Raw genomic sequence first — 25,067 nt, 5'->3', positions numbered from 1 at the left:
GCGGTCACCCTTTGAACAGGCTCGACTCGATGGCGCCTAGAGCATCGTCGCTCGGACCCTCCCAGACCACTCGCCCGTGGTCGAGCACGACGATCCGATCGCAGAGGCTCAAGGCATGGGTGGCGTGTTGTTCAACCACCAGCAACGAGGTTCCGGCTTGGCGAATCGAATGGAGAACCTTGTACACCTCTTCGATGATGATGGGGGCGAGACCCAGGGAGAGTTCGTCGGCGATGAGCAGGCGGGGCTCTTCTACCATTACCCGGGCCAGCGATAACATTCGCTGCTCGCCGCCGGAGAGCGTGCCCGCGAGCTGACTCTTTCGCTCTCCCAGCCGGGGAAATATCTCGAAGGCACGGCTGAGGCCCGACTTGACTCCCGAGCGGCCCAAGGCTCTTCGGAATGACAGGGCAAGGTTCTCTTCCACCGTGAAGGTAGCGAACACTGATCGCCCTTCGGGGGCATGGGCCACGCCGGCGCGGGCAAATTTGTAGGCGTTCTCGCCGCCCATGTCCACGCCATCCACCACAACGGTTCCCGCCGTAGGGGGCAGCAGCCCGCCGGCAATCCGGGCCACTGCGGTCTTGCCCGCCCCGTTTGCGCCGAGGAGGCCGATGGCCTCGCCCGGGCCGATGCGGAAGGACACGTCGAACAGGGCGCGGAAGGGCCCATAGGAGGCTTCAACCTCGGTCATCGCGAGCACCGGGGGCGGGGAGACTTCGGCGCTCATGCTTCCAACTCGTAGGTGCCGAGGTATGCGGCGCGCACCGCGGGGGAGGCGAGCACCTCAGCGGTGGTTCCGGATGCAATCAAGGTGCCGAACTCGAGCACGTAGCTGCGCTCTGTGAACTCCGCGACAAGCTCTATGTCGTGCTCTACCAACAGCACAGAGAACCCGCGCTCGGCCTGAATTGCCTGAAGCGTTGCCGACAGTGAGGCAGTCTCCTCCAGATCCAGACCTGAACTCGGCTCATCTAGGAGCAAGAGGTCGGGGTTGGTCATGAGCGCCCGCCCCACCTCCACAAGCCGACCCTGGCCAAGGCTGAGCGTCTCAATGGGCTCATTGCCCAGGTGGAGCAGCCCAAGGAGTTCGAGCACCTCGTTGCACCTTTGAATCTCGGCAGGCCTTGGTCGCCCGAGTCCCAGCAAGTCCTTCCAGAATGCCCCAGAACCATTGCAGATCCGCTCGGCGATCAAGAGGTGTTCCATCACCGTGGTCTCGTCGAACAGCTCGATTCGCTGAAACGTCCTCCCTATGCCGGCGCGGGCGCGGCGACTCACGGGAAGCCCTTCAAGATTCTGGCCGTCGAACCACACCGCCCCCTTGTCGATCGGGAGGACGCCCAAGAGACAGTTGAAGAAGGTTGTCTTGCCGGCGCCGTTGGGGCCTATCAGCCCAACCCGTTCGTTCCGGTCCACGGTGATGTTCACGTCGCTTAGGGCTTGGATGCCGGCAAAAGCCTTGGAGATCCCCGTGGCCTCCAGCAAGGAGCTCACGAATCCGCCTCCAGCTTGTCGTCTGCGGCTTGTGGCGCAGAGTCTTCGGCGGCGTCTTGGCTGTTCTTCGGCGCAGGGTCTTCGGCGGTGAGGCCTTGTGATCCGCTTCGTTGGGCAAGCGGATATTTCTCGAAGAGACGGGCATCGAGTCGTGCCGTGGATCGCCGCTTGCCGAACTCAAGCAGCCCCTCTGGATGGCGGGCGAACTGAATGGAGGCCAGCCCAAACAGCACGAATCGCCATTTCGGGGAGATGGGGAAGAGCCCGGGGATGCGGTCCTCAGACCGCAAGATCCATCCGAGGAAGGTTCCTTGGAGGATGACCGGAGGAAATAGCGAGAACGCCGCGCCGGCTTGGATGGCCCCTTCAACGGTTCGAGCGCTCAAAGAGACCACCAGCACCAGCCAGAACAGCGCGGTGGCGGGCGCAAAGTTGTTCGAATAGTTGACGTTCTCCTGATGCATCGAAAGCATGGCGCCGCCGAGTCCGGCGATGAAGGCCGAAACAGCAAAGGCTGCGATCCTTGCCTTCGCCGAGGAAATGCCGATGGACTCTGCGGCGACCTCGCTTCCCCGCAGCACTCGCAGTGTACGCCCGATGGTTCCCTCGCGAAGTTGGATGACGAAGAACGACATGATGATCAACACGATGACCGCTAGCACGAGGAACGACTTGTCGTCGCCGAAGTCCCAGGGGCCGAGTTCGGGGCGGGGCACGCGGGTTCCCTGCAACAGCGACGTATCGCCGCCGCCCACCCACGAGAACTTGACGACCACCGAGTCGAAGAAATAGGCGAAGGCCAGCGTGGCGATGGCCAGCCATACCCCGGCCAGGCGCAACACTGGTATGGAGACGAGTACCCCCACCCCGCAGGCGATTAGCGCGCCGACAATGGCGGCCAATAGCACAGAGGTGTCCCAGCGGTCTGCCATCTGGAAGACGGTGAAGGCGCCGATAGCCGCGAATGTGCCCTGGCAAAGCGATATCTGCCCCGCGAATCCGGTGATGACGGTGATCGAGAGATAGATGGTGGACAAGATGACCGCTTGGGTGATGAGGAAGAGCCATCGAATGTCGGCCTGGGTGAAGGCCACCCAGCCAAAGAGAATGAGGAAGCACACGGCGAATGCCCGAACCCCGATGGTCAAGTAGGGGTGTCTGGCGTGGTTGGCGGGCACCGGCGGCGGTGGGTCTACCCCTGCCATCGGGTCGGGAACATCGCGGGCCCGCCGAATCTCGGGCCACAGCACCAATATCCCGAATAGCGCCACGAACGGTATCGCCGGTGTGAGGTTGTCTGAGAAGGGTTCTAGCCAGGTGAACGTCTCGGCCCAGTCGGGCACGAAGGTGTTGAACACCGCAGTGAACCAGCCCAATGCCAGTCCGCCGACAAGGGCGCGGGGCAGGCTCACAAGGCGGCCAATCGCAGCGGCGGCCATGGCCACAACCACCAGGTTGAAGAAGTCGGGGGCGATGAGGGTGTTGAAGCGGGGGGCGATCAGCACACCGGCCATGCCGGCGAAAGCGCTCGAGAGGGCCCAGGCGAATGCCGATACCCAGTCTGCCCTGATTCCTGCCATCTCGGTCATGCGGGGGCTCTCCACCACTGCTCGCATAGCCAAGCCGATGGATGTGTAGCGGAATAGGGCGCCCAAGAGCAGCACCCCTGCGAGTGCCACAGCCATCTGAGTCAGTTCGTCGCGACTGAAGGGGTAAACGCCAAAGGGGTCGTAGAAAACGCTGGCGCCGCCCGAGACGATGCCGGTCGGAGTGCGTCCCGCCACGGGCTCATACCCAACGACGAGTTCGAATATGGCGGGTAGAGCCACATTCAACCCGATGGCAACCACGAGTTTGGCAACTGCGCTAGCGGTGCGAAGGCTCCGGAAAATCGCCCGCTCCAGGATGAGGCCGATGAGCGGGGCGACCACGAAGACTGCTAGCAGCAACGCCGGAGCAGCGTGCCAACCCCATTCATTCTTGGCCTGGAAGTAGAGCGCGGCTGAGATGTAGGCCTGGGCGCCGAAAGCCAGGTTGAAGACTCCCGACGTTTTGTACGTCAGGACGAAGCCGAGCGCCACCAGGGCGAACACCGTTCCCGGAGGTGTGCCCTGGAGAATCGCCCTGAAGAAGTCCTCACCGGCTGAAGCAAGGATCACTTATGCATCCTTAGTCGGGAAGGGCACTGCTGCCAGGGTTCAAAATCAGCCGAAGTTGGTCGGCTCGGGCTCGGCCCAGTCAGATGTCGAATTGTCCCAGCACAGGAAGGGCGAGTCGGACTCTGTCGCCAATTCGAATGCACCCGACTGCATCCACACCATGGACACGCATTCTTGCGGTGGACCGTTGGTGAGACGATCCTCGGCAGTGGGGGCCAAGTGCTGGCGAGACCAATCGATGGGACTGACCAGGCCGCCGGCGGAATACGAAGTCAGCTGGGTGTTTGTGGCCTCAATCAACGACTCGCGATCGAATTCGGGCCCTGCGGCCTTCAAGCCCTGTACGAACAGGTCGGCGTTGACCCATCCGAATATTGTCTGTTCAGCTACTGGACCGCCGTGCCTCTCCGTCCACTCTAGAAAATCGTCCACTGCTGCTAAGCCACTGGTTTCCAATGGCGCGAAGGTTACGGAGACAAGGTCTCCGTCGAATATGTCTCCCGCTTCGGCCGCGAAGTTGTGGTCATAGCTGTTGGGATGGTGCATGGTAATCTGATCGCGTACGCCCTGTCTCACCAGTTCCTGGGCAATGGTCTTCATGGCGTTCAAGTCCAAGCATGAAGCGATGAAGTCAACACCAGCTTCAATCATCTCGGTGACTTGAGGCCCGACACCGTTTGGCACGCCGAATGCTATTTCGTCATTGATGTATACCGTCTCAGCCCCGATGTCGCCGCCGTAAAGGTCGATTGACGCTGCATAGGTGTTGGCGCAAACCTTGGAGTTCTCGGATATGCCGTACCCCAGTGCTGCCACCCGGGTAGCGCCGGAAATCTGTGCCATGTAGGGAATATGGCGAACGGTGCAGTTTGGGCATGAGGGAGCAGGAACAGGGAAATTAGACATCAGGCCGTTTGAGACAGAGGCGTGAATACCCCAGTTGTAGGCCGGCACTCGTGCTTCGTCGAGGCTTTCGAATCCGCTGGCCAACAGGGTGGACACGAATGCGGCCAGGGAGTCCTCTTCGGCGATTACCTCCAGGGAAGTGGCCTGGTTGTTGAACAGCTCATCGTCGAGATGTTCTCCGATCACCAGTTCACGGCCATAGAGCCCGCCTTGGCTGTTCATCATGTCGAAGTAGGCCTCGATGCCGGTGGTGTAGCAGTCAAGGATGCAGGTTCCCAGTGGGTTGTTGGACTTGGTGCCGATCACGGCCACGCTGATCTCATCGTCATTCACACCAGGCACACCCTCGATCGGGATGAACACATGGCTGTCATCCGGCTCTTCTACTTCGACTGGTTGTCCATCGGGGGTGTCGTCTGAGCTGTCGTCGGTTGACGGTGCGGGGGTGTCCTCTGCGGTGTTGTCGGTTGACGGTGCCGGCGCGTCGTCTGAGCTGTCGTCGGTTGACGGTGCGGGGGTGTCCTCTGCGGTGTTGTCGGTTGACGGTGCCGGCGCGTCGTCTGAGCTGTTGTCGGTTGACGGTGCCGGGGCGGTGGTGCTTTGTTCGTCACCGGAGTTGCCGCATGCGCCGGCGACAAGGGTGAAAACCAGCAGCAGCCCAAGCGTGTGGCGAATCCACTTCCCCATATTCATATTCTCCTCCCGCGACCATCTATAGAGCTTGCAAACCCTACTCAGGACTCGAAATTAATGTCAAAAAACACCAGGCCGTAACGGTTTTGGTATAGCCCCTGGCCCAAGCAGGCGACACGCCATTAGCGGGCCCCGGCCATTCTCTCCGCCAGCGTCACGGCTGTGACGATTCCGTCGTCGTGGAATTTCCCGGTGCCGTAGCTCACCAGGCTGATGTCGACGTCAGTGGCCTGGGCTCTAAGCGCCCCGACCGTGCAATCCTCCTGGGGGATGTGGGCAAACGGGTCGAACGAATAATTGCGCATCGCGTTGAGATGGGTGATGCGGTTGACATCGTCGTCGGGAAGGTTGGAGAGATAGCTCATCACTTCTTCGGGAGCATTCGGCCACGTAGAGTCAGAGTGCGGATAGTCGCACTCCCAGTGGATGTGGTTGAGATTGAGATGGTGGCGTATCTCCATGCCGACGGCATCGTCGATGAAACAGGTCAGAATCTGCTCGTTGAACACTTCGCTTGGTAGCTGATCGCCGAAATCCTGGTTGGTCCACCGTTTGTGATGGCGATACGTGTAGTCGATGCGTTCCAAGAAGTACGGGATCCACCCGATCCCGCCCTCTGAGAGGGCAAACCTCAGATCGCGGAACTTGCGCAGCACCGGCGACCACAAGAGGTCGGTCGCGCAGAGCACGATGTTCATCGGTTGCAGGGTAATCAAGGTGTCTATCGGAGCATCTGACGCCGTGCTGACCAGGGTGGAAGAGGAGCCGATGTGGAGGTTCACCACCGTGCCGGTGTCGCAGCAAGCGCTCCAGAATGGGTCCCAGTGGTCGGTGTGGAATGAGGGCAGGCCCAGCTTCTCGGGGTTCTCCGAGAAACTCACCGCGTGACATCCCTTGTCTGCGGCCCGGTGTACTTCGGCAGCCATCAAATCCGGGTCCCAAAGCGGGGTGATCACCATGGGAATCATCCGACCGGGATGGCGGCCACACCAGTCGTCGATGTGCCAATCGTTGTACGCTCGGACGAGCTCCAAAGCGATGTCTTTATCGGGACACGAGTAGAAGAGCTGGCCGCAAAATCCGGTGAGGCTCGGGAAATTGAGGGAGCTGAGCACACCGTTGACGTTCATGTCCCGTATGCGCTCATCGATGTCGTAGCAGCCGGCGCGCATCTGGTCGAACGAAGTGGCATCGAGTCCGTACTCCTCGGGAACTCGGCCCGCGACGGCGTTCAGTCCGACATTGGGGAGTGCCTGGCCTTCGAACATCCAAACGTCTCGCCCGCTTTCCATCTGGGTCACGAACGGAGCGCTTTCGCCGGCTCGTTTCGAGAGCCGGCCCTCGAAGAGATCAGGAGGCTCGACAACATGGTCGTCCACACTGATCAGGATTAGTTCGTCGATGTTCATTGTCCGCCCTCTGCGGGCTTGTCTGCGGTGGGCTTCACCACTCGCCCTCCATGTCTCACTTCCATGTCTCAAATGCCCCAGCGATGCCGAAACCCTAACATTGGAGCATCAGAGCCGCGCAGGGTGAACCATCTACAATCACGCCAGCACCACTAGAGCCTGCCCGGGATTGAGCAAGGAGAAATCATGTCCGACTACGACTTCATCACGTATGAGCAGCTCGATGGCGGGAGGGTCGTGCGGATATTGCTCGACCGTCCAGACACCCGAAATGCCCAGAACCGCGGGCTGCTCGTCGAGCTCGACGACGGGTTCCTTCGGGCCGAGCGGGATGACGATGTCCGAGTGGTGATTCTCGGCGGAAACGGGCCGATGTTCTCGTCTGGTCACGACATGGGCTCGTCCGTGGCCCGCGAGGAGTTCGCCTCCCACCCCACGCGGTTCATCCACGGCGGCAGTCGAGCCGGGGCCGAGCGAATGATGCTCCAAGAATGGCACTACTACTTCCAGAACACGTTGCGATGGCGAAACCTTCGCAAGATCACCATTGCCCAGGTCCATGGGCCAGTGTTCTCTGCGGGACTGATGCTGGCTTGGTGTTGCGACTTGATCGTGGCAGCCGACGATACGACCTTCGCCGACGTCGTCGGCACACGGCTCGGGATGGCCGGGGTCGAGTACTTCGCCCATCCCTGGGAATTCGGCCCCAGAAAGACCAAGGAGCTGATGCTCACCGGGGACTCGCTCGATGCCGATGAGGCCCACCGCCTCGGCATGGTCAGCAAGGTATTCCCACGCGACGAGCTCTTTGATCGAACCGTCGAGTTCGCCGAGCGAATCGCAGTTGTCCCCACCATGGCCGCGATGCTGGTCAAAGAGTCCGTCAACCAGACGATGGATTCAATGGGATTCACGAACGCGCTGCAATCCTGCTTCTCGATACACCAGCTCAATCACGCCCATTGGGCCTCGATGTCCAACGGCAAGCGGCAGGTCGGCTTCGCCGAGTTCGACGAGGGGATCCAGGATTGGCGCACGGCGCCGCCGGTGCAAGCAGCCCAGAAATCAGCGGTCGGCGGCGCAGCCCAGGGCTGAACAGCCTGCGGAGGCCGCGGTCGCCGGCATCGCCTCAGGTCTCCTGGTTGGTCGGGAGCGTGAACGCGGCCGGCGCATCGAGCAGCTCTCGCATTCGGGAGAAGACGTAGTGCTGGCCGATGATGTCCATGGTGATGTCGCTGGCGCTCTTCGCCTGGCGCAGCGCCACTGGATCTTTGGCGGCGACCTCCCGGGCGAAAGCGAAGGCCTCTTCGTGGAGTGTGTCGACGTCTGGGTAGATCCGATTGACCTGCCCCAGGGCGTGCAACCGCTGAGCGGGCAGCCGGCCGCCGCTGTAGATCATCTCCTTTGCCAGTCGGGGCCCGTAGAACCAGGTGTGCAGATGTGATTGGATTCCGCCGATCCCCATGTTCGCCGTCGGATCCATGAAGAATGCGTCTTCGGCGCAGAAGATGATGTCGCAGGGCCACACCATCCTCTGGCCTCCGCCGATGCAGCCGCCGTGTACTGCGGCGATGGTGGGCTTCATGGTTTCCTTTATCAGCCGCATCTCATCGGGAGGCGACAACTCGGCGGCGCCTTCGGACGCAGGCACCCGGTCGCCCATGTTGGCCCCAGCGCAGAAGTGCTTGCCCATGGCCCGCATGAGCACGGCTCTGGTCTGGTCGTCGCGGCGAGCAGCCTGCCACGCGTGTTGAAACTCCACCAGGAAAGCAGCGTCGTATACGTTCAGCGGCCTGCGGTCGAGCGTGATGATCGAGACGCCCTCACGGGCTTCGTAGGAAACGAGCTGGCCGCTTTCAGGAGAGGACATCAGGCCAGGCAGGGGGCAAGATAATCCTCCATGTTGTCCCTCATGATGCGGCGGGTGATGTCGTCGCTGAAGCTCGAGAGCTGCGAGCCCGCATACTCAGCCGGGCGAGCGAGACCCTCGCCGTGGGGGAAATCGGAGCCGAACACCAGCGACTCGACACCGATCTCGGAGGCGACACGCTCGACGTTTTCCTCTGGGAACGGGGCGACATAGAAGAACTGCTTGAAGATTTCCGACGGCCGGGCATCGAGCCGACCCGTCTCATGCCAGCGGGCCTTCCGGCCCATCATGAAGGCGTGGTCCATCTTGCGGAGGGTATAGGGAAGCCACACAGTGCCCTGTTCGGCCAAGAGCACCTTCATGTTCGGGAATCGACCGAAGAAGTTGTGGAGCACCAAGGCTGCCGTCAATTCGGCTGCTGGGCGGTCTCCCCAGTACATGACCCACTGAAACGCATCGAAATCGCCGAACGTGGTCTCGGGGTCGTATGACCAATCGGCCCCGTACTTCTGGTAGTCGGTACCGCCCAAATGGGCCGCATACCGGACCCCGGCCTCATTCGCCATCGACCAGAACCGGTCGAAGACGGGGTCGGCGACTGAACGACCGCCGAATGGGTTCTCGGCGCCGCCGTGAGCGTGTCCAGACTTGGTCTGGATCATCATGGCGCCTTGGCCGATAACGGTCTCGAGTTCTTTTACCGCCAAGTCGGGGTCGGCCAGCGGGATGTAGGGCGGAAGGAACATGCGGTTCTCCGCGTTGAAACCGGGCTCCTCGTGCATCCAGCGGTTGAAGGCCCTGGCATTGGCGTACAGGGCCGGGATGTTGTCGGCAAACTCGTATTCGATGTTGTGAGCAGCCGCTGGGAACATGACGGCCTTGTCGATCCCCTGCTCATCCATGAGCGCTAGGCGGAGATCGCGATTGCCGTAGGCCTCGGACTTGTTCTTGAACTCGGCCATGAACTCCTGGCGCTCTTGCTCTGAGAGGCCCTTCAGGGGATTCAGCCGGTTCAAAAGCATGCCTGGCATGATGTTGACCCCATCGCCCGCCTCGCCCTCGTCGGGCCGCGAGCTCGAAGCCTCAATCGCCGGCTCGTCCCCCAGCATCTTCTGGAGCTCGTCCTTGGAGAAGGTTATCTGATTGGTGTTGAACTTCGAGGGTGCCCCCGCGAACAACTCGATGCGCTCGCCGTCGGGGCCGGTCACGAGCCGGATGGCCAGATCCCGGTGCTCGGGATCGATGTAGCGCTCGAAGCAGTCCTTGGGCTCGTTGAAGTGGTTGTCGGCGTCGTTGATCGGATAGTCCAAGACACGAGGAGAAGGTGCGGTGGTCATGTTTGCCCCTTGCGGCCAATTTTCGCTATACAAAGTATAGTAAAACTACTATACGAAGTATAATAGACGCAGTGCAAGGTCGATTCCAGTGTCGCTGACCCGGGCGCGGCCCGCAGCAGCGGCAAGCCCCTCCTCCAACGGGTTGGCCGCCCTTCTGCTGGCCATACTTCTGCTCAGCGCGGGGCCGTCGATCCTGCGCAGCGCGGAGTCGGCTGGGCTGGCGTTTGCGGCGTGGCGGATGGTTCTCGGCGCGGCCGCCTACTTTGTCGTCTTGAAGATGCGAGGCGGAGGTCTGAGCCGCACCGCCCTGCGCAGCGGGTTTTGGGGCGGGGTGGCGTTCGGCGTCAGCATTGCCCTGGGATATTCCGCTATTGCCAACACCAGCATTGCCAACTCTCAGATCATCCTCGCGCTGAGACCAGCCGTGGTCCTATTGGTCGTGGGTCCGCTGTTCAGCGACAAGATCCGCATGACGTCGCTGGCCTGGACATGTCTTGCCATCGGCGGGGTAGCCATCATGGTGACTGGCGCGGGCGACAACAGCGGCAACTCCCTCTTCGGAGACATGCTGGCCCTGGGGGGCATGCTCGCGGGCACGGCTTTTTTGGTCTTCAGCAGGAAAGCGAGAGACCATCACGACGCGTTGACCTATAGCACGGCCATGACCATCGTGGCTGGGGCCGTGCTCCTGCCGGCGGCGGCGGTGGCGGAAAGCACGCTGGCGCCCCTGCCGGCGGCGTCGGACTGGCCGCGCGTTGCGTTGATGACCGCACTGCCCGGACTCGGCCACGTCCTCATTAACTACAGCGTCGGATATGTAAAGCTGCATGTGGTGAGCAATGTGAATCTGCTCCAGCCTGTGCTCACTGCGGTCGTGGCATGGCTGACGGTGGACGAGCCCCTGGTGGCCGCACAGATCATCGGTATGGCCGTAACCGTCGCCGCGCTGTTCCCGCTGGCCCGTGAAGAGCAGATGAGGCTGCGCCAATGACCCGAGGGGCCAAGTCAGCGCAAGGGGATTCGGCCACTGCGACACCCCCTCTGGCGGGAGTGCGAGTCTTTGATCTCAGCTCGCCGATCGGCCCCTACTGCGGGCGCCTGCTGGCCGATCTTGGGGCCAGCGTGACGCTTGTCGAGCCGTCCGAAGGCGATCCATATCGGCGCTTGGGCCCGTTTCGAGATGGCTTGGCCGACCCGGAGTCCAGCCTGGCGTTCGGGTACTACCACGCAGGCAAGACGAGCATGGTCCTGAACCTGGAATCAGAAGCCGAACAGTCGAGGCTGGTCGCCCTGGCCGCCGAGGCCGACGTCATCTTGATTTCTCCAAGCGCTCGACGGCCCCTGTGGGGCTTCAGTCCCGAGACATGTGATCTGGCATGGGCGCCGCAAGACGCAATCGTGTGCTCGATCACCCCTTTCGGCATCGGCGGGCCCTACTGGCACCGGCCCTTCACCCATGCCACATCGTTCGCCGCAGGCGGGCAGATGGGCGAGATGGGGGTGGCGGATTCGCCTCCCGCCGCCATTCCGGCGGAGATCCACTGGCATGGCGCGTCGGCTCACGCCGCGGTGGCGATCCTGGCTGCCCTGGCGGTGGACAAGGCCGCCCGAGGCCGGTTCCTCGACATCTCGGCCCAAGAGGTGGAGGCGTTCCAACTCTCCGCCATATGCGCGTATCACGCGCAAGGGATAATCCCGGGCCAACGCCATTCAGGCAAGGTCATCCCGCCCAGCGGATTGTGGGAATGCGCGGACGGGCGCATCGACATCGCGGCCTACGCTGACCACCACTGGCCGGCCTTCCTGGAGATGCTGGACCACCCTCCCGAGCTGTCCGAGCCCTCGCTGGCCGATATGGCAGTACGACGCCAGATCTTCGACGGCCTGATCCCGGTGATCGAGGGAATCGTGGCCGGCTGGGATCGTGAGGATCTGTTCGAGCGGGGCCAGCGGGCGGGCCTCCCCGTGTGCCTGCGCAACACCCCCTCGGAGTTTGTGGACGACCCTAATCTGGCCGAACGCGGCTTTTGGGCTGACAACTGCCGGGCCGGCGGTGCGCCATTCACCGCGCCGGGCGCGCCGATTCTCGCCGATCCCTGTTTGTTCCGACCCGCTGAACCGGCGGTGCCGCGAGCGGGGCAGGGCGCTGAAACGGCTGCCGGCGGGGCGACCGGGGTGGCCGCAGCCTCTTGTTCGGGCAACGGGCACGACAGGCCCCTCGAGGGCTTTAGGGTCCTGTCGCTGGGCGCCTACGTCGCTGGAAACGTGTGCGCTCAGATCCTCGCCGGAGTGGGAGCAGACGTGGTCAAGGTTGAAAACCCAAGTCGGCCAGAATCGCTGCGCGGCGGGGGGTACAACGACGGTGCGAATTTGGCGCAAGAGCCGTCGGGGTTCACCAACACCCCTTTGAACGCCTATCTGTCGAGGGGCATGAAGAACGTCGGCTTGGATCTGTTCAGCGAGGAGGGGCAGCAGACGCTGAAAGACCTGGCGGCCAACTGCGACGTGATCATCGAGAACTTCGGCGGCACCGTGATGGCGGAATGGGGTGCCACTTTCGATGAGCTGCGCAAGCTGAACCCGAAGCTGATCATGGTCTCCATGTCAGGGTACGGACGCACCGGGCCGAGGGGGTCCAGCAAGGCCTACGCCTCGAACATTGCCAGCCACACCGGCCTCAGCGAGGCCTGGTGGAACTCCGGCACCTTCACCGACTATGCCGCCGCCGTTCACGCAGCCCTCGCGGTGCTCGCCGCTCGAATCCATGTGGCGTCGTCTGGAGGGGCCGTTTATGTGGATGCCGCCCAAACCGAGATATTCGCGGCCATGGCAGCCCGCATCTACCTGGATCCCCTGGTCAACGGCGCAGAATCAGCCGTGCAGGCAAGCCCCGCCGAGGGAGCGCTGATGACCCGCCTGGTGCGTTGCGAGGGCGACGACCGATGGGCGATCGTCGAGATAGAGGACATCGACCAGTGGAACGCGGCGTGCTCAGTGGTGGGTCGCCAAGACCTGGAAAGGGACCCGTCGTCGAGTGCCGGATCAGACGCCGGGGAACTGGCCGAGGCGATCGACGAGTGGGCCCGGCGACGCACTCCCCGATCGGTGGGACATGTGATGGCCAGGGCGGGTGTGCCCGCGGCCAGCGTCGCCAACGGCGAGGAGGTCTATGACGACCCCCAGCTTCACAGCCGCGGCTTCTTCGAGGACGTCCACCACCCCGATCTCGGCCACCTAGTGCTGCCCGCCCCCCCGCAACGGCTGTCGGAGGCACCGGGAGCGTTCCTTGCTGCCCCGGCACGGCTCGGCGAGCACTCAAGCGAGATTCTCGGTGGATGGGCGGGTTTGTCCTCTAGCGAGATCGACGATTTGATCGCAACCGGGGCAGTGTTCGACGCGGGCGCCGTCCAGCGTTGAGCAGGGTATTCTGATCGCCGTGCCAGCTCCCTCAGAAGGCCAAAGGGCGCCGCTGTCGCGCCAGGCGATCGTCGAAGTGGCCATGCGGCTGGCGGCAACCGACGGCATAGACGGGGTCACAATGAGGTCGGTGGCCGCAGAACTCGGCGTCACGCCGATGGCGCTCTACTACTACGTGCAGAACAAGGAAGAGCTCATAGCCTTGATCGCCGCGGAAGCCAGTGCTCAGGAGCAGGCGCTCTGCCTAGGCGATGCCGGCTGGGAGGATGCCCTGCGCCGATACTTGACGTCGCGCTGGTCGAAGATGCGCTCATATCGCGGTCTCGGGGCGCATGTGATCTCGCTGCCCAACCTGGGAACAGAGCGGGAGACCTATATGCGGGGGGTGAGGTTCTTCGAGGAAGCCGGTTTCCCGCCGCGACTGGCCCGGTTGGCGTGGCCGTGGGCCCTCACATACCTTCATGGCCGCCTCAGCGTCGACGCCAACTTGGACCGGGAGGAGGCTCGCTCCATGGGGATCGGCGACATCTCCGCCAGCGAACATGTTGAGTTCGGCGTCGACGCCGTAGTGGCCGGCCTCCGCTCTATGCTTGATGGAGCGACGGCCAACGATACGCCGCCAGGGTCGGGCTGACGGCGCCGCCCCCGATCACACCAGCTTCGTCGAAGCGTCCACGCCCAGGAGTCCGGCCAGGTTGCCGCCCATGATCTTGGCGACCTCCTTGTCGTCGAATTCGGCGAGGTCGTCGACATAGCTGATCGGATCGGCCATGCCCTCCGGGTGGGGGAAGTCCGAGCCGAAAAGGACGTTGTCGACGCCCACCAGATCGGCCAGCTCCCTGGGATCCTCCTCGTGGAACGGATGCACATAGACGCATCGCTTGAACACGTCAATGGGATCCTCTTCGAACGATTGCGGATGGAGTTTGAAGGCGTTCTCAAGAGCAGCCAGCAGAGGGCGGACCCAGTTCGCCCCGTTCTCCACCGGCGCGATCCGAATCCTCGGAAATCGGCTGAGCATGCCGTGGCCGATCGCCGATGCGACGGTGTCGAATACCGGCCTCCCGGCCTCCTTGACGATGGCGGCGAACCCTGTTGACTCGGCGAAGGGAAGGAACTCCGAGCTTTTCTGGCCCTCCCAATCGTTGACATAGCGGGCATACCCGCTGTCGGAGGAGTGGAAGCCCACTAGGACCCCCGCTTCCTGCACCAGCTCCCAGAAAGGGTCGTATTCGGGCAGCGCGAATGAGCGGGGGCCTTGGAATCCGGGCACCGGCGCCGGTCGCACCAAGATGACCTTGGCACCCCGCTCAAGTACCCATTCCAGCTCGGCGATGGCCCGGTCTAGGATCGGCAGGGTGATGACCGGGGTGGGATATACCCGGTTGTCGAAGTTGAAGCTCCACGTCTCGTACATCCAGCGATTCAGCGCCTCAATGGTGGCGTGGGTGGCCAGCGGGTCGTCGCGAAGTCGCTCCTCGATGAGGCTGGCCAGCGTCGGCCACATGAGCGAGCGGTCGATCCCCAGTTCGTCCATGAGCTGCACGCGGGGCGCCGGTTCGCGGTATGCGGGCAGCGCGTCGATGGCCTTGCCCAGTATCTGACGGCGGGTCTTGTTGCCTGTGTTGCCGTTTCTGAACCATTCCTCTTGGGCGCCGGGCGCTGCGACCTTCTCGAAGGTGGGATTCGGGATGTAGTCGCTGATCTGGCCCTTGACCGCGATCTTGGTCCGACCCTTCACCTCAACGTATTGAATGACTCCGTCGTAGGCGGGGTCGAGGTGCTTGGTGAGGGAATCGGTCGTCTCGTAGAAGTGATTGTCGGCGTCGAACACGGGAAAATCAAGCTGTCGCGTTGGCATGATGGCACCTTGCTTTAGGCTGAAGGACTAGGCAACTATAACCGACGCAGGTGTGGATATCCGAGGGTGACTGAGGCGGCGAGGGGCCGAGCGGAGGAGCGTTCATGAGAATCGATTTGGTCGTGCCGAATCACGCCTCATTCGGGCCGGATGCCATCATGTCGGCGCCCGATCTCGAGGAGATGGGGTACGACGGGCTGTGGTTCACCGATCACGTCGTTGGCTACGAGTTCTTCAAGCCCGTATACGGCTCCTACTGGCTCGAGGTGTTGGCGGCGATGACCCATGCTGCTGCGATCACGGAGCGAGTCCGCATAGGCGCCGGGGTCCTTGTGCTTCCGTACCGCGACCCTGTATATGCCGCGAAGGTGCTCACCACCATCGACGTCTTGTCCGGTGGCCGGGTTGATCTCGGCGTGGGAACCGGCTGGTGTCGGGCGGAGTTCCAAGGCCTGGGGCGGGGTCACGCATTTGAGAGAAGAGGGGCGTATACCGACGAGGCGCTCGAGGTGATGCGCCTGTGCTGGGCCTGCGACCGCGACGAGGAACTGGCTTTCGAGGGCGAATTCTCCAACTTCCGAAAGCTGCGGTTCAACCCGGTGCCGGTGCAGGGCTCGCATATCCCGCTGTGGATCGGCTCACGAGGCCATGGCAGAGCGCCGCTCAGGCGGGCCGCGAAGCACGCCGACGTATGGCACCCGACCGGCCTCGACCCCGATGAGCTGAAGGAGGGCAGCGGCAAGCTCGACGAGATCGCCGGCCGGCACGTTCCCGTCAGCGCCCGACTGAGGAAGGCGGAGAGAGGAACCGCCGAGCTGGCCGAAGCAGTGGCCGCTTACGCCGATGCGGGGTGCATCCAGATCGCCATGGACCTCCAGAGCAAGGCTCTGCCGGATTTCATGAGCGACGCCGCGGAGTTCCTCGACTCCGTTGCCCACCTCCAAGGCGCCGCCTAGCCGGATTCGACGAAGAGGTCCTGAACCGCGGGCATGCTGACTTTCAGCGAGGAGGTGCGGGGGAGATCCTCCACGACGCGGAACTCTGCGGGGACCATGTAGGCGGCCAGCTCGGCGCGGCAGTGCGCCTCCAGTTCCCCGGCAGTCGGCGCTGCTTGCATGGAGTATGGAATCACTGCGGCCACGGGAACGGCGCCAAGCCTCTCGTCGGGGAGGCCCACGACCGAGGCCTCCTTGACTTTTCCGTGTTGCTCCAAAACCCTCACCACGTCGGTGGCCAAGATCTTGAACCCGCCGCGGATGATGGCCGAGTCGGCCCGGCCGGCAATCCACAAGAACTCATCCTCGTCGAGCCAGCCCAAATCGGCGGTGCGCTGCCAGTCGGGCTGCTCGCCGGGCGGTGTGGCGGGGGTGCGAGCGAGTATCTCCACCAGTCCGACCCCGCCTGCGGGGACAGGCTCGCCCGTGGACTGGTCGACGACGCGTATCCGCACTCCGGGCCGCGCTTTGCCCACGCTCCCGATCTTGGAGGCGCCGAAGCGCTCGTGGTCGGCAAGGGTCCACCCGGCGCCGTTGCCGGGAAACTCAGTGGCGCCGTAGGCCGGCAGCACCGGAATCCCGAAGGTCTCCTCGAACTCCCGCTCCAAGTCGACCGACAGCGGCGCGGTGCCCGCCGTGACACCCTTCAGGCTGGCGAGATCAACAGGGGTGACTTCTGAGTCGAGGAGCATGCGCATGGTGGTCGGCGCCAGCATCGCCATGCGAACGCCGTAGGTCTTTACGACCCGCGCCCATTCAGACGGCTCGAAGGTCTCGAGCAGGCACAGCCGGCGCCCCTCGGTCATGTGCTCGATGGCCCGCCACATTCCGCTCACGTGCTCGACCGGAGCCCAATTGGCGATGATGCCGCGGCGCAAAAGGAGCTCCGGCTCTTCCCCGGCTCGCCGGTTGGATGGACCAGCCATCAAACGGGCAGCACCCAAGACCGAGTCTTTGAGGCTCTGGGCGCCGAACGCGATTCGCTTCGGTGGACCCGTGGTCCCGCTGGTCAGCATCTTCACCGCGATGCCCCCGTCGCCGGTTGCCGCCGGAGGATCGAAGCTAGGGTTTGCGAAAGTGCTGAGTTCGGCCCGGTCGATGGCGATTCCAAGTGCCCCGCTCCGGCCGATTGCGGTCGCCAACTCGGGGCTGGCCAGATCGCTGCGGTCGACGATGACCGCGGGGAGGCGCAATTCGGCTATCTCGGCCTCGGTCCGCGCCGCCGGCTGCCGGGCGTTCATGGTGACGATGGTGCCGCTGCTGGCAAGAACGGCGGCCATGGCGTGGATGTGGTGGGGGCGGTTGCGAAGGAGCATGCCGAACTCGGTGCCCGGCCCAAGCCCCGATTGCCCGATGATCTCCTCGAGTTGACTGATGCTCGTCGCCATCTCCTGCCAGGTATGCCAGGCACCTCCTTGCTCTATCGCTTCGGCGTCCGGTTGGAGAGCCGCCACGGAGCGGATCCGCTCGGCCAGGGTGAGTGGTGGGCTCAATGGTCTTGTCTCCTTCACCTGCTTCTGAATGTTTCAGCTATACAGCATATAATGACGTGTGCGCGAGAAGGGCCAGGAGCCAAGCGGCGCTGGCATCACGACGATTCCCGAGTTGATTTCGCATGTCGTATACCGACATGGCGACACAGCGCTCATAGAGAGCTCGAGTCAGTCGTTGACCTACCGCGAAGTAGATACGATGTCGGCAGGCGTCGCCCGAGGTCTGCTGGCCGAGGGAGCAGGCAAGGGAACCAGAGTGGGGCTGCTGATGCCCAACTCGCCGGAATGGGTCGTGAGCTGGCTCGGCGCCCTCCGGGTTGGAGCTCTGGTATCGGGAGTAAGCACTTTCCTGAAGCCGCCAGAACTCGAGTGGGCCCTTCGCTATGGCGACATCGACACCCTGTTGATGGTTGAGGGCTTTCTTCGCCAGGATTTCGCGGCATCTCTTGAGCAGTCGTTTCCTGAGCTGCGAAGCCGGTCAGGGGCAAGGCCCCTCCGGATGGCCAGTGCTCCGTACCTCCGCTCCATCTGGGTCAACGGCAACAGGCGCCCATGCTGGAGTCGAGGATCAGTGGCAGAGCTGACCGACCGGGGCGATGCCCTCAACGATGCGGATGAACAGTTTCTGCGGAGTGTCGAGGCTGAGGTGAGTCCGGCGGATCAGGCCATCGTCATCTTCACCTCGGGGAGTTCGTCGCACCCCAAAGCGGTGGTTCACACCCAAGGATCAATGGTGCGGCACGCCGACGCGATCAAGTCGTACTGCACATGTGAGCCCGGCGAGCGGGTGGGCGTCATCTCTCCGTTTTTCTGGGTGGGCGGCATGCTCACCGGCTTGTTGAACACGATGCTCTCCGGCGGCACCGTGGTTCTTGCCGACGCTCCCGATCCCACCTCCGTGCTGGAAATGATCCGCACGCGAGACATCGACTACCTCATCTCCGCAGCCGGGGCAGTTCGGGCCATCGCCAGCCATCCCGAATTCCGGCCCGAGGACTTCCAGCGGCTGCGCCCCTCGCGGGCCCGTCAGGCCCGCCTGGCGTTTTTCGGACCGCAACCCGACCACTCCCTCGACCTGGTGCCCGATTCCCTCGGGATGACGGAGACATTTGGCCCTCACAGCGCGGAGCTGCCCGGCACGGTGCTCCCAGAATCGCTGGCCGGTTCCTTCGGCCGGCCCGTCGGGCTTGCCGGAGGGGGCATCGAGCGCCGAATCGTCTCACCGGAAACGGGTGAGGAGGTCCCGGCGGGCGAGCAAGGGGAGCTCTTGGTACGCGGGTACTGCATGATGCAGGGGTACTACAAGAAGGAGCGGGAGGAGACCTTCGACCGCGAGGGATTCCTCCACACCGGCGATCTGGCTTCGATAGACGCGGCCGGGCATCTTTTCTTCGCCGGGCGGCGCGATGAGGTGATCAAGACCTCCGACGCCAACGTGTCGTCCCTCGAAGTGGAGGCGGCGCTGGAGGAGCTGTCGGAAGTAAAGGAGGCCGCCGTTGTCGGCCGGCCCGACGAGATCGCCGGCGAGATCGTGGTGGCCTTCGTGGTCATGGCCTCCGAAGGCGCCATCGACGAAGGCGCGATGCGCGAAGCTCTGCGGGAGCGTCTCTCCAGCTACAAGGTTCCCCGCAGGATTTGTCGGATTCCAGCCGAGGAGGTTCCCCGAACCGATGCCGGCAAGATCGCCAAATCACAACTGGCTGAGCGCATGGGCGAGTTGCTTGAACCGGTCTCGGGTGAAGCCGCGCCTCGATCATGACTTGGCCTTCTCGGCCTCGAGCATGGCGGCAAGGCGGAGCCGATGGTCTCGAATGGTGCCATGGGTAACGGCCCCGAGGGTGACGCGCCGCAGGTAGAGGTGGAGATCGTGTTCGAAGGTGACGCCGAGTCCGCCGTGGATCTGGACGCAGTCCTGGCAGAGTTCGGCGCCATGGTGGGCGATGTAGGATTTCGCCGCGCTCACGAGCTCGGCGGCATCGGGCAGTTCGCGCTGAACGGCCCGGGTGGCCGCGTTGGCGAGCCCGTGGCTGGCTTCCAACCAGCACTTCATGTCGGCGAAGCGATGCTTCAGCTCTTGATACGACGCCAGAGGGCGACCGAACGAATACCGGTCAAAGGCCCATTCAAGCGTCATCTCGAAAGACCTCTCCATCGCCCCCACCATCTCGTTCAGCTGGATCGCCAGCGCGACCTGAAGCTGCCACTCGAGGTCGTCGCCGACGGCGCCGGGAGTCCCGACGACTCCTGAGCGCGGCACCGGGGTGTGGTCGAAAACGACTTCGGAGAAGCGCCGGGTCAGGTCGACGCTCTCAAGCGGCGTGACAGTAATCCCTCCCGCGTCCCTCGGCACCAGTACCTGGGTGATCCCGGCGTCGGCCCGAGCGGAGACCAGGAAGTGCTCGGCGTCGCAGCCGTGCTCCACGGGTGATTTCCGGCCGACCAGGGCAAAGCCACTGCGGTGAGGGACCAGCCGAGCGGCCACGGCGCTGAAGACATGGTTGGGGGCCGGCTCAGCATGGCACCATGTGGCAATCCCGCCGTTGAGAACTTCGGACACGACCGTGTCCCGTTGCTCGGTGGTGCCGCGGCGAGACAGCGCGGCGGCCACCACGTTGGCCGACAGGAGCGGCCCGGGCGACGCCTGTCGCCCGAACTCATGGGCGATCAAGGCGAGGTCGCTGAGGCCGTCGCCGCTGACGCTCCCGCCGCCTGCCGCCTCGTCGGCCAACAGCGCAGTCCAGCCCAGCTCGGTTCCTTTGCGCCAGTAGCCCGGGTCGTGGCCGCGAGGGTGGTGCCGCCATTGTCGAAGCTGGGCGGGCGCGGCCTGCTCGCTCAAGAAGCGGCGAGTGGTGTCCCTGAGGAGCTCCTGTTCATCACTGAGGGCCAGCTCCACGGGACTCCTACTGGGAGGTCTCGTTGCGGGGCACGTCGCGAAACGCGACGTCTCTGGCGATGCTCGGCTCACGGGGCATTCCCAAGACCCGCTCGCTTACCACGTTGCGGGCCATTTCGGTTGTTCCTCCGCCGATGCTGCCCCGCTGGCGCATCAAGAAGCCGACTCCGGGGCTTGTCGAAGCTGTGCCCGGCGGCCAAGTCGCCGCGGCGGCCCCCGCAATCTCGAAGGCGATGCTGGCCCGCCGCGACTCGACCACGCCGCCCATCAGTTTGACCAGAGACGCCCCCTGGTCATTTAGCGCTCCGCACGAGATGGCTTCAGCAACCCGTTGGCGCAGGTGATGGACCGCCAGCGCCAAGCTCTGGTCCTCACCGACCAGCTCCCGGGCGGCGCCGTCGTCGAGTAGCCCGACTTCTCGCGCCAGGTCCAGCAGCGTTGACCGTTGCAGCCCTCGGCGCGTGCCCGAGGGCCGGATGACATAAGGCGTCGACCCGAGGCTCCGCTCGTGGAACATCCACCGGCGACCCACGGTCCAGCCGTCGTCGATTTCGCCCACCCGGTTGGCGTCGGGAATCCTCACATCGGCCAGGAACTCCTGGCAGAACTCCCTGGAGCCGTTGAGCATCTCGATCCTGTGGATTTCAACACCGGGATGGCGGAGGGGGACGATGAACACGGTCAGCCCCCGATGCTTCGGCACATCCCAGTTGGTGCGGGCCAAGCAAAGGCCCCAGTCGGCGAACCAGGCGCCGGAAGTCCAGATCTTCGAGCCGTTCAGCACCCATTCGTCTCCGTCTCGGACCGCGGTGGTCAACGCGCCTGCGACGTCTGAGCCTCCGGACGGCTCTGACAGAAGCTGCATCCACACTTCCTCGCCCCTGAGCATGGCCGGGATGTGCCGGGCCTTTTGGGCCTCGGTCCCGAATTCCAAAAGAACGGTGGCGCAGGGGCTGAAGGTGGGAATCTGGATTCGGTTGGGATACTCATAGGCATCGAGTTCTTTAGTGAACGCCTCTGCGTGATCCGGGGTGAGGCCGAGCCCGCCGTACTCGACCGGAAAGCAGATGCCGGCAAAACCGCCGTCGAAGAGCCGGCGCTGAAGCTCGCGATGGTGATTCACCAGGGCCAGTTCCTCTTCGTCGGTGGGGTCGTGGCCGGCCGCCGACGGCTCAGGCCGGGGAGGCATGTTGTCGGCCAGCCAGGCCCGGGCGCGCATGGCGAAGCTCTCTACTCCCTCGCTGTCCATGGCGGTCATGGACCCTCCTCGGCATCGACTGCGGGTCGGCTCATCTGACCTCGAAGTCGCCTCCGCGTCCAGGTTCGAAGTCGGCCTGATCGTCGCGGGTGAGCTGGGCGTAGTGCAGAGGGATCGCCCGACTGGCGCTCACGCTCATCTCCAAGGAGTCCCAGATGGCCTTGACGGTGCCCTGGACGGCGAGCGGCGGCTTCGAGGCGAGACGCCGGCCGAGCTCGTGCGCCCGAGGCCATAGCGCGCTGCGCTCCACAACCTCGCTCACCAGCCCCATCTGGTGGGCGCGCGGCGCGCTCATCCGCTCGTCCAAGCCGAACAGCGCCATGCGCATCACCTCGCCGAATGGAAGGCGGCGAAGCAGCGCGGCGGGCTCGAGTGCGGCGATTTTGCCGTACGACGTGTGGGTGTCGAAGAATGTGGCGTCGTCCGAGCAGATAATCACATCCACCTCGTTGAGCCAATAAAAGGCGCCGGCGGCCGCCATCCCGTGTACGGCGGCGATCACCGGCTTCCAGACGCGGTTCTGTCGGGGACCGAGCGACAAACCGGGATCCTCCTCTGCCCACATATTCGGATGGCGCTCGCGGCCCGCCTTGCGGTCGACCCCGGTGGAGAAGGCGCGGTCGCCCGCGGCGCGCAGAACGACCGCTCGGATGGAGTCGTCGGTGCGACACCGATTCCAGATATCGGCAAATTCATCGAGCATCGTCTGGTTGAAGGCGTTGAGCGCATCGGGGCGATTCAGGGTGATCGTCGCGACGTGATCGTCGGCCACCTCGAACAGCACAGTCTTGAATTCGGCCCTCATCTTTATGGCTTCCCCGCGTTGCCCACTGGAGATTCCCACGGCACAGTCGCCCTTGTCCAGACCACAACTGTACAGTGTATAGTAACCGATGTGAAATGTGTTCTAGCCTTTCGCTCCGTCGCGCCGTAAGTATCCACATGACGTTCTCGCTCACCACCGAGCAAGAGGCCATTCAGGCATCTGCCCGTGCTGTTTTCAAGGACAAGTCCCGCACCCGCGACTGCTTCGACGGCGGTTCCTCCCTCGACCGCGACCTGTGGGATGCGCTGATCGCGGTGGGAGTGTCGGGGTTGGGCCTCGGAGAATTGGGGGGCGGACTAGAAGCAGGGCTCATCGAGATGGCCTTGGTTGCCGAGGAGAGCGGCCGTGTGGTTGCCGCGGTGCCGTTCCTGACCACAACGGTCATGAGCGGCACACTTCTAACCGAGGTGGCGAGCCCACCCGCGATGGAGTTGGCCCAGTCGATAGGTTCGGGAGACAAGATCGTTGCCACTGCGGTGTCGGGCCGCAGCGATGCCCCGAGTGCTTTGACCGCGGACCGGACACACGGCGGCCAGTGGACCCTCACCGGCGAGATTCCCTTCATCGTGGGCGCTGAGCTTGCCGATCAGCTCATCGTGCCCGCACCGGTGGACGACGTCCCTGCCCTGTACCTCGTTGATGCAGCGGCCGAGGGCGTTGTGGTCACTGAGCTCCCGACACTCGATCCCACCCGGCGGGCCGCCTCCGTCGCAATGGATGGCGCTGCGGCCCTGCGCCTCGATGAAGGCGTCGACATTGCCGAGCTGGCCGATCGGGTCGTCATGCGCGCCGAGGTGATCCTTGCGGCCGAGGCGTTGGGCGCCGCATCCGCGGCACTGGAGAGGAGCGCCGAGTACGCGCTCAACCGATCGCAATTCGGGAGGCCCATTGGGCAGTTCCAGGCGGTCAAGCACACTCTGGCCGACATGCTCGTCGATGTCGAGAACGCGCGGTCGGCGACCTACAACGCGGCGTGGGCGTTCGACGAGCTGGGCTCAGGGGCTGGTCTCGACGTGGCTATGGCCAAGGGATTGGCCACCGAGAACGCGGTATCGGTGATCAACCGCGCCATTCAGATCCACGGTGGCTTGGGGGTCACCTGGGAGGACGACTTGCACATCCTGCTGCGCCGGGCGAAATCGTGTTCTCTGCTGCTGGGCGATCCGGGGGAGCAGTTCGAGCGCATCGCGGCTGCCCTGTTGGACGGCGACGGCATCGCCGATGGCTCGCCATGACCCGCGAGATCTACTCCGAGCAAGACGAGGCTTTCCGACAGGAGATCCGCTCTTGGCTTGGGGCCAACCTTCCTGAGGGCTGGGGCACGAGAGACTTTCGCCTGCCGCGAGATCGCGTTGAGCGAAGGGAGTGGCTCCGGTGGTGGCAGGCCAAAATGGCGAAGGATCGCTGGGTCGCCATCCACTGGCCGGAGGAATTCGGCGGCCGCGACGCAACCCTGACGCAGCAGATCCTGTATCACACTGAGATGGCGGAACATCGCGTGCCGGCCATGATCGGCCGGCGGGGTTTGAACATGGCGGGCCCGACGCTGATCGTCCACGGGACCCAGGAGCAGCAAGAGCGATTTCTCGAGAGGATTCGGTTTGCCGAGGACTTGTGGTGTACCGGGTTTTCAGAGCCCGACGCCGGGTCTGACCTGGCCAGCCTCCGCACTCGCGGCGAACTCGACGGCGATTCGATCGTCGTCAACGGGCGCAAGATCTGGACTAGCGGCGCCCACTACGGTGATTTGCTGTACACGCTTGTGCGCACCGACTCAACCGGGGACAAGCATGAGGGAATAACCTGCGTGGTGATCCCGCTGTCGGCCGACGGCGTCGACGTGCAGCCGATCCGCAGGAACAATGGCACGTCGGAGTTCAACGAGATCACCTTCGACGACGTGCCGGTGCCGGTCGGCAATGTGATCGGGGAGATTGGAGACGGATGGCGCGTGGCCCGCACCTCGCTCGCGCACGAGCATTACACCCATTTCGTGCCGTCCCAGCTGAACTTCGCCAAAACGCTGGAGGAGATCATCAAGCTCGCCAAGTCGACGAAGGACGCAAGCGGGCGGCCCCGCAGCGAGCTTCCCTGGCTGCGAGAGCGCATCGCCCGCGCCTGGGTTGCCACCCGCCTGGTGCGCATCAACGGAATGCGCAACATCGCCAAGATCGTAGAGAGCGGCGTGCCGGGGCCTGAGGGCTCCATCATGAAGCTGTTCGGGCAGGAGGAGGAGAAGAAGCTCTACGAATTGGCCCTAGACGTGGCCGGCGAGCGAGGGATCTTCGACCGCGGCGCGCCGCTGGCTGCCGACCGCGGAAAATGGGGGTTCGGCTACCTGGGAAGCCGGGCGGCCACCATCGGCGGCGGGACGAGCGAGATGCAGCGCAACACGATCGCGGAGCGAGTGCTGGGCTTGCCCCACGATCCGTAGCTTCCCCGCGACCAGGAAA

At 63.8% G+C, this 25,067-nt stretch carries 20 protein-coding genes; 8 read left to right on the top strand and 12 right to left on the bottom strand.

Features of this window, described 5'->3' with window-relative positions; genetic code table 11:
- Window positions 1-4: 4 nt before the first annotated feature.
- The 5 genes from ACOGXA_RS11695 to ACOGXA_RS11675 all read right to left on the bottom strand — a co-directional run bounded on the left by ACOGXA_RS11695 (window position 5) and on the right by ACOGXA_RS11675 (window position 6,664).
- Window positions 5-730, bottom strand: a complete 726-nt coding sequence (locus tag ACOGXA_RS11695; protein WP_419924050.1) for an ABC transporter ATP-binding protein — start codon at window positions 728-730, stop codon at window positions 5-7.
- Window positions 727-1,497 (bottom strand): ABC transporter ATP-binding protein, encoded by a 771-nt coding sequence (locus ACOGXA_RS11690; RefSeq protein ID WP_419924049.1) that lies wholly within the window; start codon window positions 1,495-1,497, stop codon window positions 727-729. The genes ACOGXA_RS11695 and ACOGXA_RS11690 overlap by 4 nt, the downstream gene beginning before the upstream one ends.
- Window positions 1,494-3,656: an ABC transporter permease gene (locus tag ACOGXA_RS11685; RefSeq protein WP_419924048.1), complete on the bottom strand. Its 2,163-nt coding sequence runs from the start codon at window positions 3,654-3,656 to the stop codon at window positions 1,494-1,496. Before ACOGXA_RS11685 ends, ACOGXA_RS11690 begins: the two co-directional genes overlap by 4 nt.
- Before the next feature lie 45 nt (window positions 3,657-3,701).
- A complete protein-coding gene (locus ACOGXA_RS11680) occupies window positions 3,702-5,249 on the bottom strand; it encodes an ABC transporter substrate-binding protein (RefSeq protein WP_419924047.1) in 1,548 nt (515 codons plus the stop codon).
- A 128-nt stretch (window positions 5,250-5,377) separates the two neighbouring features.
- Window positions 5,378-6,664 (bottom strand): amidohydrolase family protein, encoded by a 1,287-nt coding sequence (locus ACOGXA_RS11675; protein WP_419924046.1) that lies wholly within the window; start codon window positions 6,662-6,664, stop codon window positions 5,378-5,380.
- A gap of 186 nt (window positions 6,665-6,850) precedes the next feature.
- On the opposite strand from ACOGXA_RS11675, the gene ACOGXA_RS11670 reads away from it, so the two are divergent.
- Window positions 6,851-7,759 carry an enoyl-CoA hydratase gene (locus tag ACOGXA_RS11670; RefSeq protein ID WP_419924045.1) on the top strand — a complete coding sequence of 303 codons (909 nt, stop codon included), beginning with the start codon at window positions 6,851-6,853 and terminating at the stop codon, window positions 7,757-7,759.
- A 34-nt stretch (window positions 7,760-7,793) separates the two neighbouring features.
- On the opposite strand, the gene ACOGXA_RS11665 is transcribed toward ACOGXA_RS11670, so the two are convergent.
- Window positions 7,794-8,534, bottom strand: a complete 741-nt coding sequence (locus ACOGXA_RS11665) for an enoyl-CoA hydratase-related protein (protein WP_419924044.1) — start codon at window positions 8,532-8,534, stop codon at window positions 7,794-7,796.
- Complete coding sequence (locus ACOGXA_RS11660; protein ID WP_419924043.1) at window positions 8,534-9,871, bottom strand: amidohydrolase family protein; 1,338 nt, start codon at window positions 9,869-9,871, stop codon at window positions 8,534-8,536. Before ACOGXA_RS11660 ends, ACOGXA_RS11665 begins: the two co-directional genes overlap by 1 nt.
- A gap of 88 nt (window positions 9,872-9,959) precedes the next feature.
- Here ACOGXA_RS11660 and ACOGXA_RS11655 point away from each other — a divergent pair, with 88 nt between their 5' ends.
- Genes ACOGXA_RS11655 through ACOGXA_RS11645 form a run of 3 tightly spaced genes read left to right on the top strand, consistent with a single transcriptional unit; the run spans window position 9,960 to window position 13,922 of the window.
- The gene (locus ACOGXA_RS11655; protein ID WP_419924042.1) at window positions 9,960-10,862 is read left to right on the top strand and encodes a DMT family transporter; all 903 of its coding nucleotides are present in this window, start codon (window positions 9,960-9,962) and stop codon (window positions 10,860-10,862) included.
- Window positions 10,859-13,288, top strand: a complete 2,430-nt coding sequence (locus tag ACOGXA_RS11650; protein ID WP_419924041.1) for a CoA transferase — start codon at window positions 10,859-10,861, stop codon at window positions 13,286-13,288. The genes ACOGXA_RS11655 and ACOGXA_RS11650 overlap by 4 nt, the downstream gene beginning before the upstream one ends.
- Window positions 13,289-13,307: 19 nt before the next feature.
- On the top strand, window positions 13,308-13,922 hold the full coding sequence (locus ACOGXA_RS11645) for a TetR/AcrR family transcriptional regulator (protein ID WP_419924040.1): 615 nt from the start codon (window positions 13,308-13,310) through the stop codon (window positions 13,920-13,922).
- Window positions 13,923-13,937: 15 nt separating this feature from the next.
- Here the strand turns inward: ACOGXA_RS11645 and ACOGXA_RS11640 are convergent, their stop codons facing one another.
- The gene (locus ACOGXA_RS11640) at window positions 13,938-15,149 is read right to left on the bottom strand and encodes an amidohydrolase family protein (RefSeq protein WP_419924039.1); all 1,212 of its coding nucleotides are present in this window, start codon (window positions 15,147-15,149) and stop codon (window positions 13,938-13,940) included.
- 104 nt (window positions 15,150-15,253) lie between these two features.
- Here ACOGXA_RS11640 and ACOGXA_RS11635 point away from each other — a divergent pair, with 104 nt between their 5' ends.
- Window positions 15,254-16,105 (top strand): TIGR03619 family F420-dependent LLM class oxidoreductase, encoded by an 852-nt coding sequence (locus tag ACOGXA_RS11635; protein ID WP_419924038.1) that lies wholly within the window; start codon window positions 15,254-15,256, stop codon window positions 16,103-16,105.
- Here ACOGXA_RS11635 and ACOGXA_RS11630 read toward each other — a convergent pair.
- Window positions 16,102-17,637 carry a class I adenylate-forming enzyme family protein gene (locus tag ACOGXA_RS11630; protein WP_419924037.1) on the bottom strand — a complete coding sequence of 512 codons (1,536 nt, stop codon included), beginning with the start codon at window positions 17,635-17,637 and terminating at the stop codon, window positions 16,102-16,104. The two genes, ACOGXA_RS11635 and ACOGXA_RS11630, sit on opposite strands and share 4 nt — an antisense overlap.
- Before the next feature lie 58 nt (window positions 17,638-17,695).
- On the opposite strand from ACOGXA_RS11630, the gene ACOGXA_RS11625 reads away from it, so the two are divergent.
- Window positions 17,696-19,396: a class I adenylate-forming enzyme family protein gene (locus ACOGXA_RS11625; RefSeq protein WP_419924036.1), complete on the top strand. Its 1,701-nt coding sequence runs from the start codon at window positions 17,696-17,698 to the stop codon at window positions 19,394-19,396.
- Here ACOGXA_RS11625 and ACOGXA_RS11620 read toward each other — a convergent pair.
- From ACOGXA_RS11620 to ACOGXA_RS11610, 3 genes are read right to left on the bottom strand one after another with little or no spacing between them, the layout of a single operon-like run.
- Window positions 19,391-20,530, bottom strand: a complete 1,140-nt coding sequence (locus ACOGXA_RS11620) for an acyl-CoA dehydrogenase family protein (protein WP_419924035.1) — start codon at window positions 20,528-20,530, stop codon at window positions 19,391-19,393. The genes ACOGXA_RS11625 and ACOGXA_RS11620 overlap by 6 nt on opposite strands.
- 7 nt (window positions 20,531-20,537) lie before the next feature.
- Entirely contained in the window at window positions 20,538-21,788 is a 1,251-nt protein-coding gene (locus ACOGXA_RS11615; protein WP_419924034.1) for an acyl-CoA dehydrogenase family protein, read from the bottom strand.
- A 31-nt stretch (window positions 21,789-21,819) separates the two neighbouring features.
- Window positions 21,820-22,593 carry an enoyl-CoA hydratase/isomerase family protein gene (locus tag ACOGXA_RS11610; RefSeq protein WP_419924033.1) on the bottom strand — a complete coding sequence of 258 codons (774 nt, stop codon included), beginning with the start codon at window positions 22,591-22,593 and terminating at the stop codon, window positions 21,820-21,822.
- Window positions 22,594-22,730: 137 nt separating this feature from the next.
- Between ACOGXA_RS11610 and ACOGXA_RS11605 the strand changes: the two genes are divergently transcribed.
- Together ACOGXA_RS11605 and ACOGXA_RS11600 are read left to right on the top strand one after the other, a co-directional pair.
- On the top strand, window positions 22,731-23,849 hold the full coding sequence (locus ACOGXA_RS11605) for an acyl-CoA dehydrogenase family protein (RefSeq protein WP_419924032.1): 1,119 nt from the start codon (window positions 22,731-22,733) through the stop codon (window positions 23,847-23,849).
- Complete coding sequence (locus ACOGXA_RS11600) at window positions 23,846-25,048, top strand: acyl-CoA dehydrogenase family protein (protein ID WP_419924031.1); 1,203 nt, start codon at window positions 23,846-23,848, stop codon at window positions 25,046-25,048. Before ACOGXA_RS11605 ends, ACOGXA_RS11600 begins: the two co-directional genes overlap by 4 nt.
- Window positions 25,049-25,067 lie beyond the last annotated feature (19 nt).

Origin of the sequence: Candidatus Poriferisocius sp. (assembly GCF_965208475.1) — a bacterium.
Classification (GTDB): Bacteria; Actinomycetota; Acidimicrobiia; order Acidimicrobiales; family Bin134; genus Poriferisocius.
The sequence above is the reverse complement of the archived record's forward strand: the minus strand, read 5'-3'. Positions and strand labels throughout refer to the sequence as shown.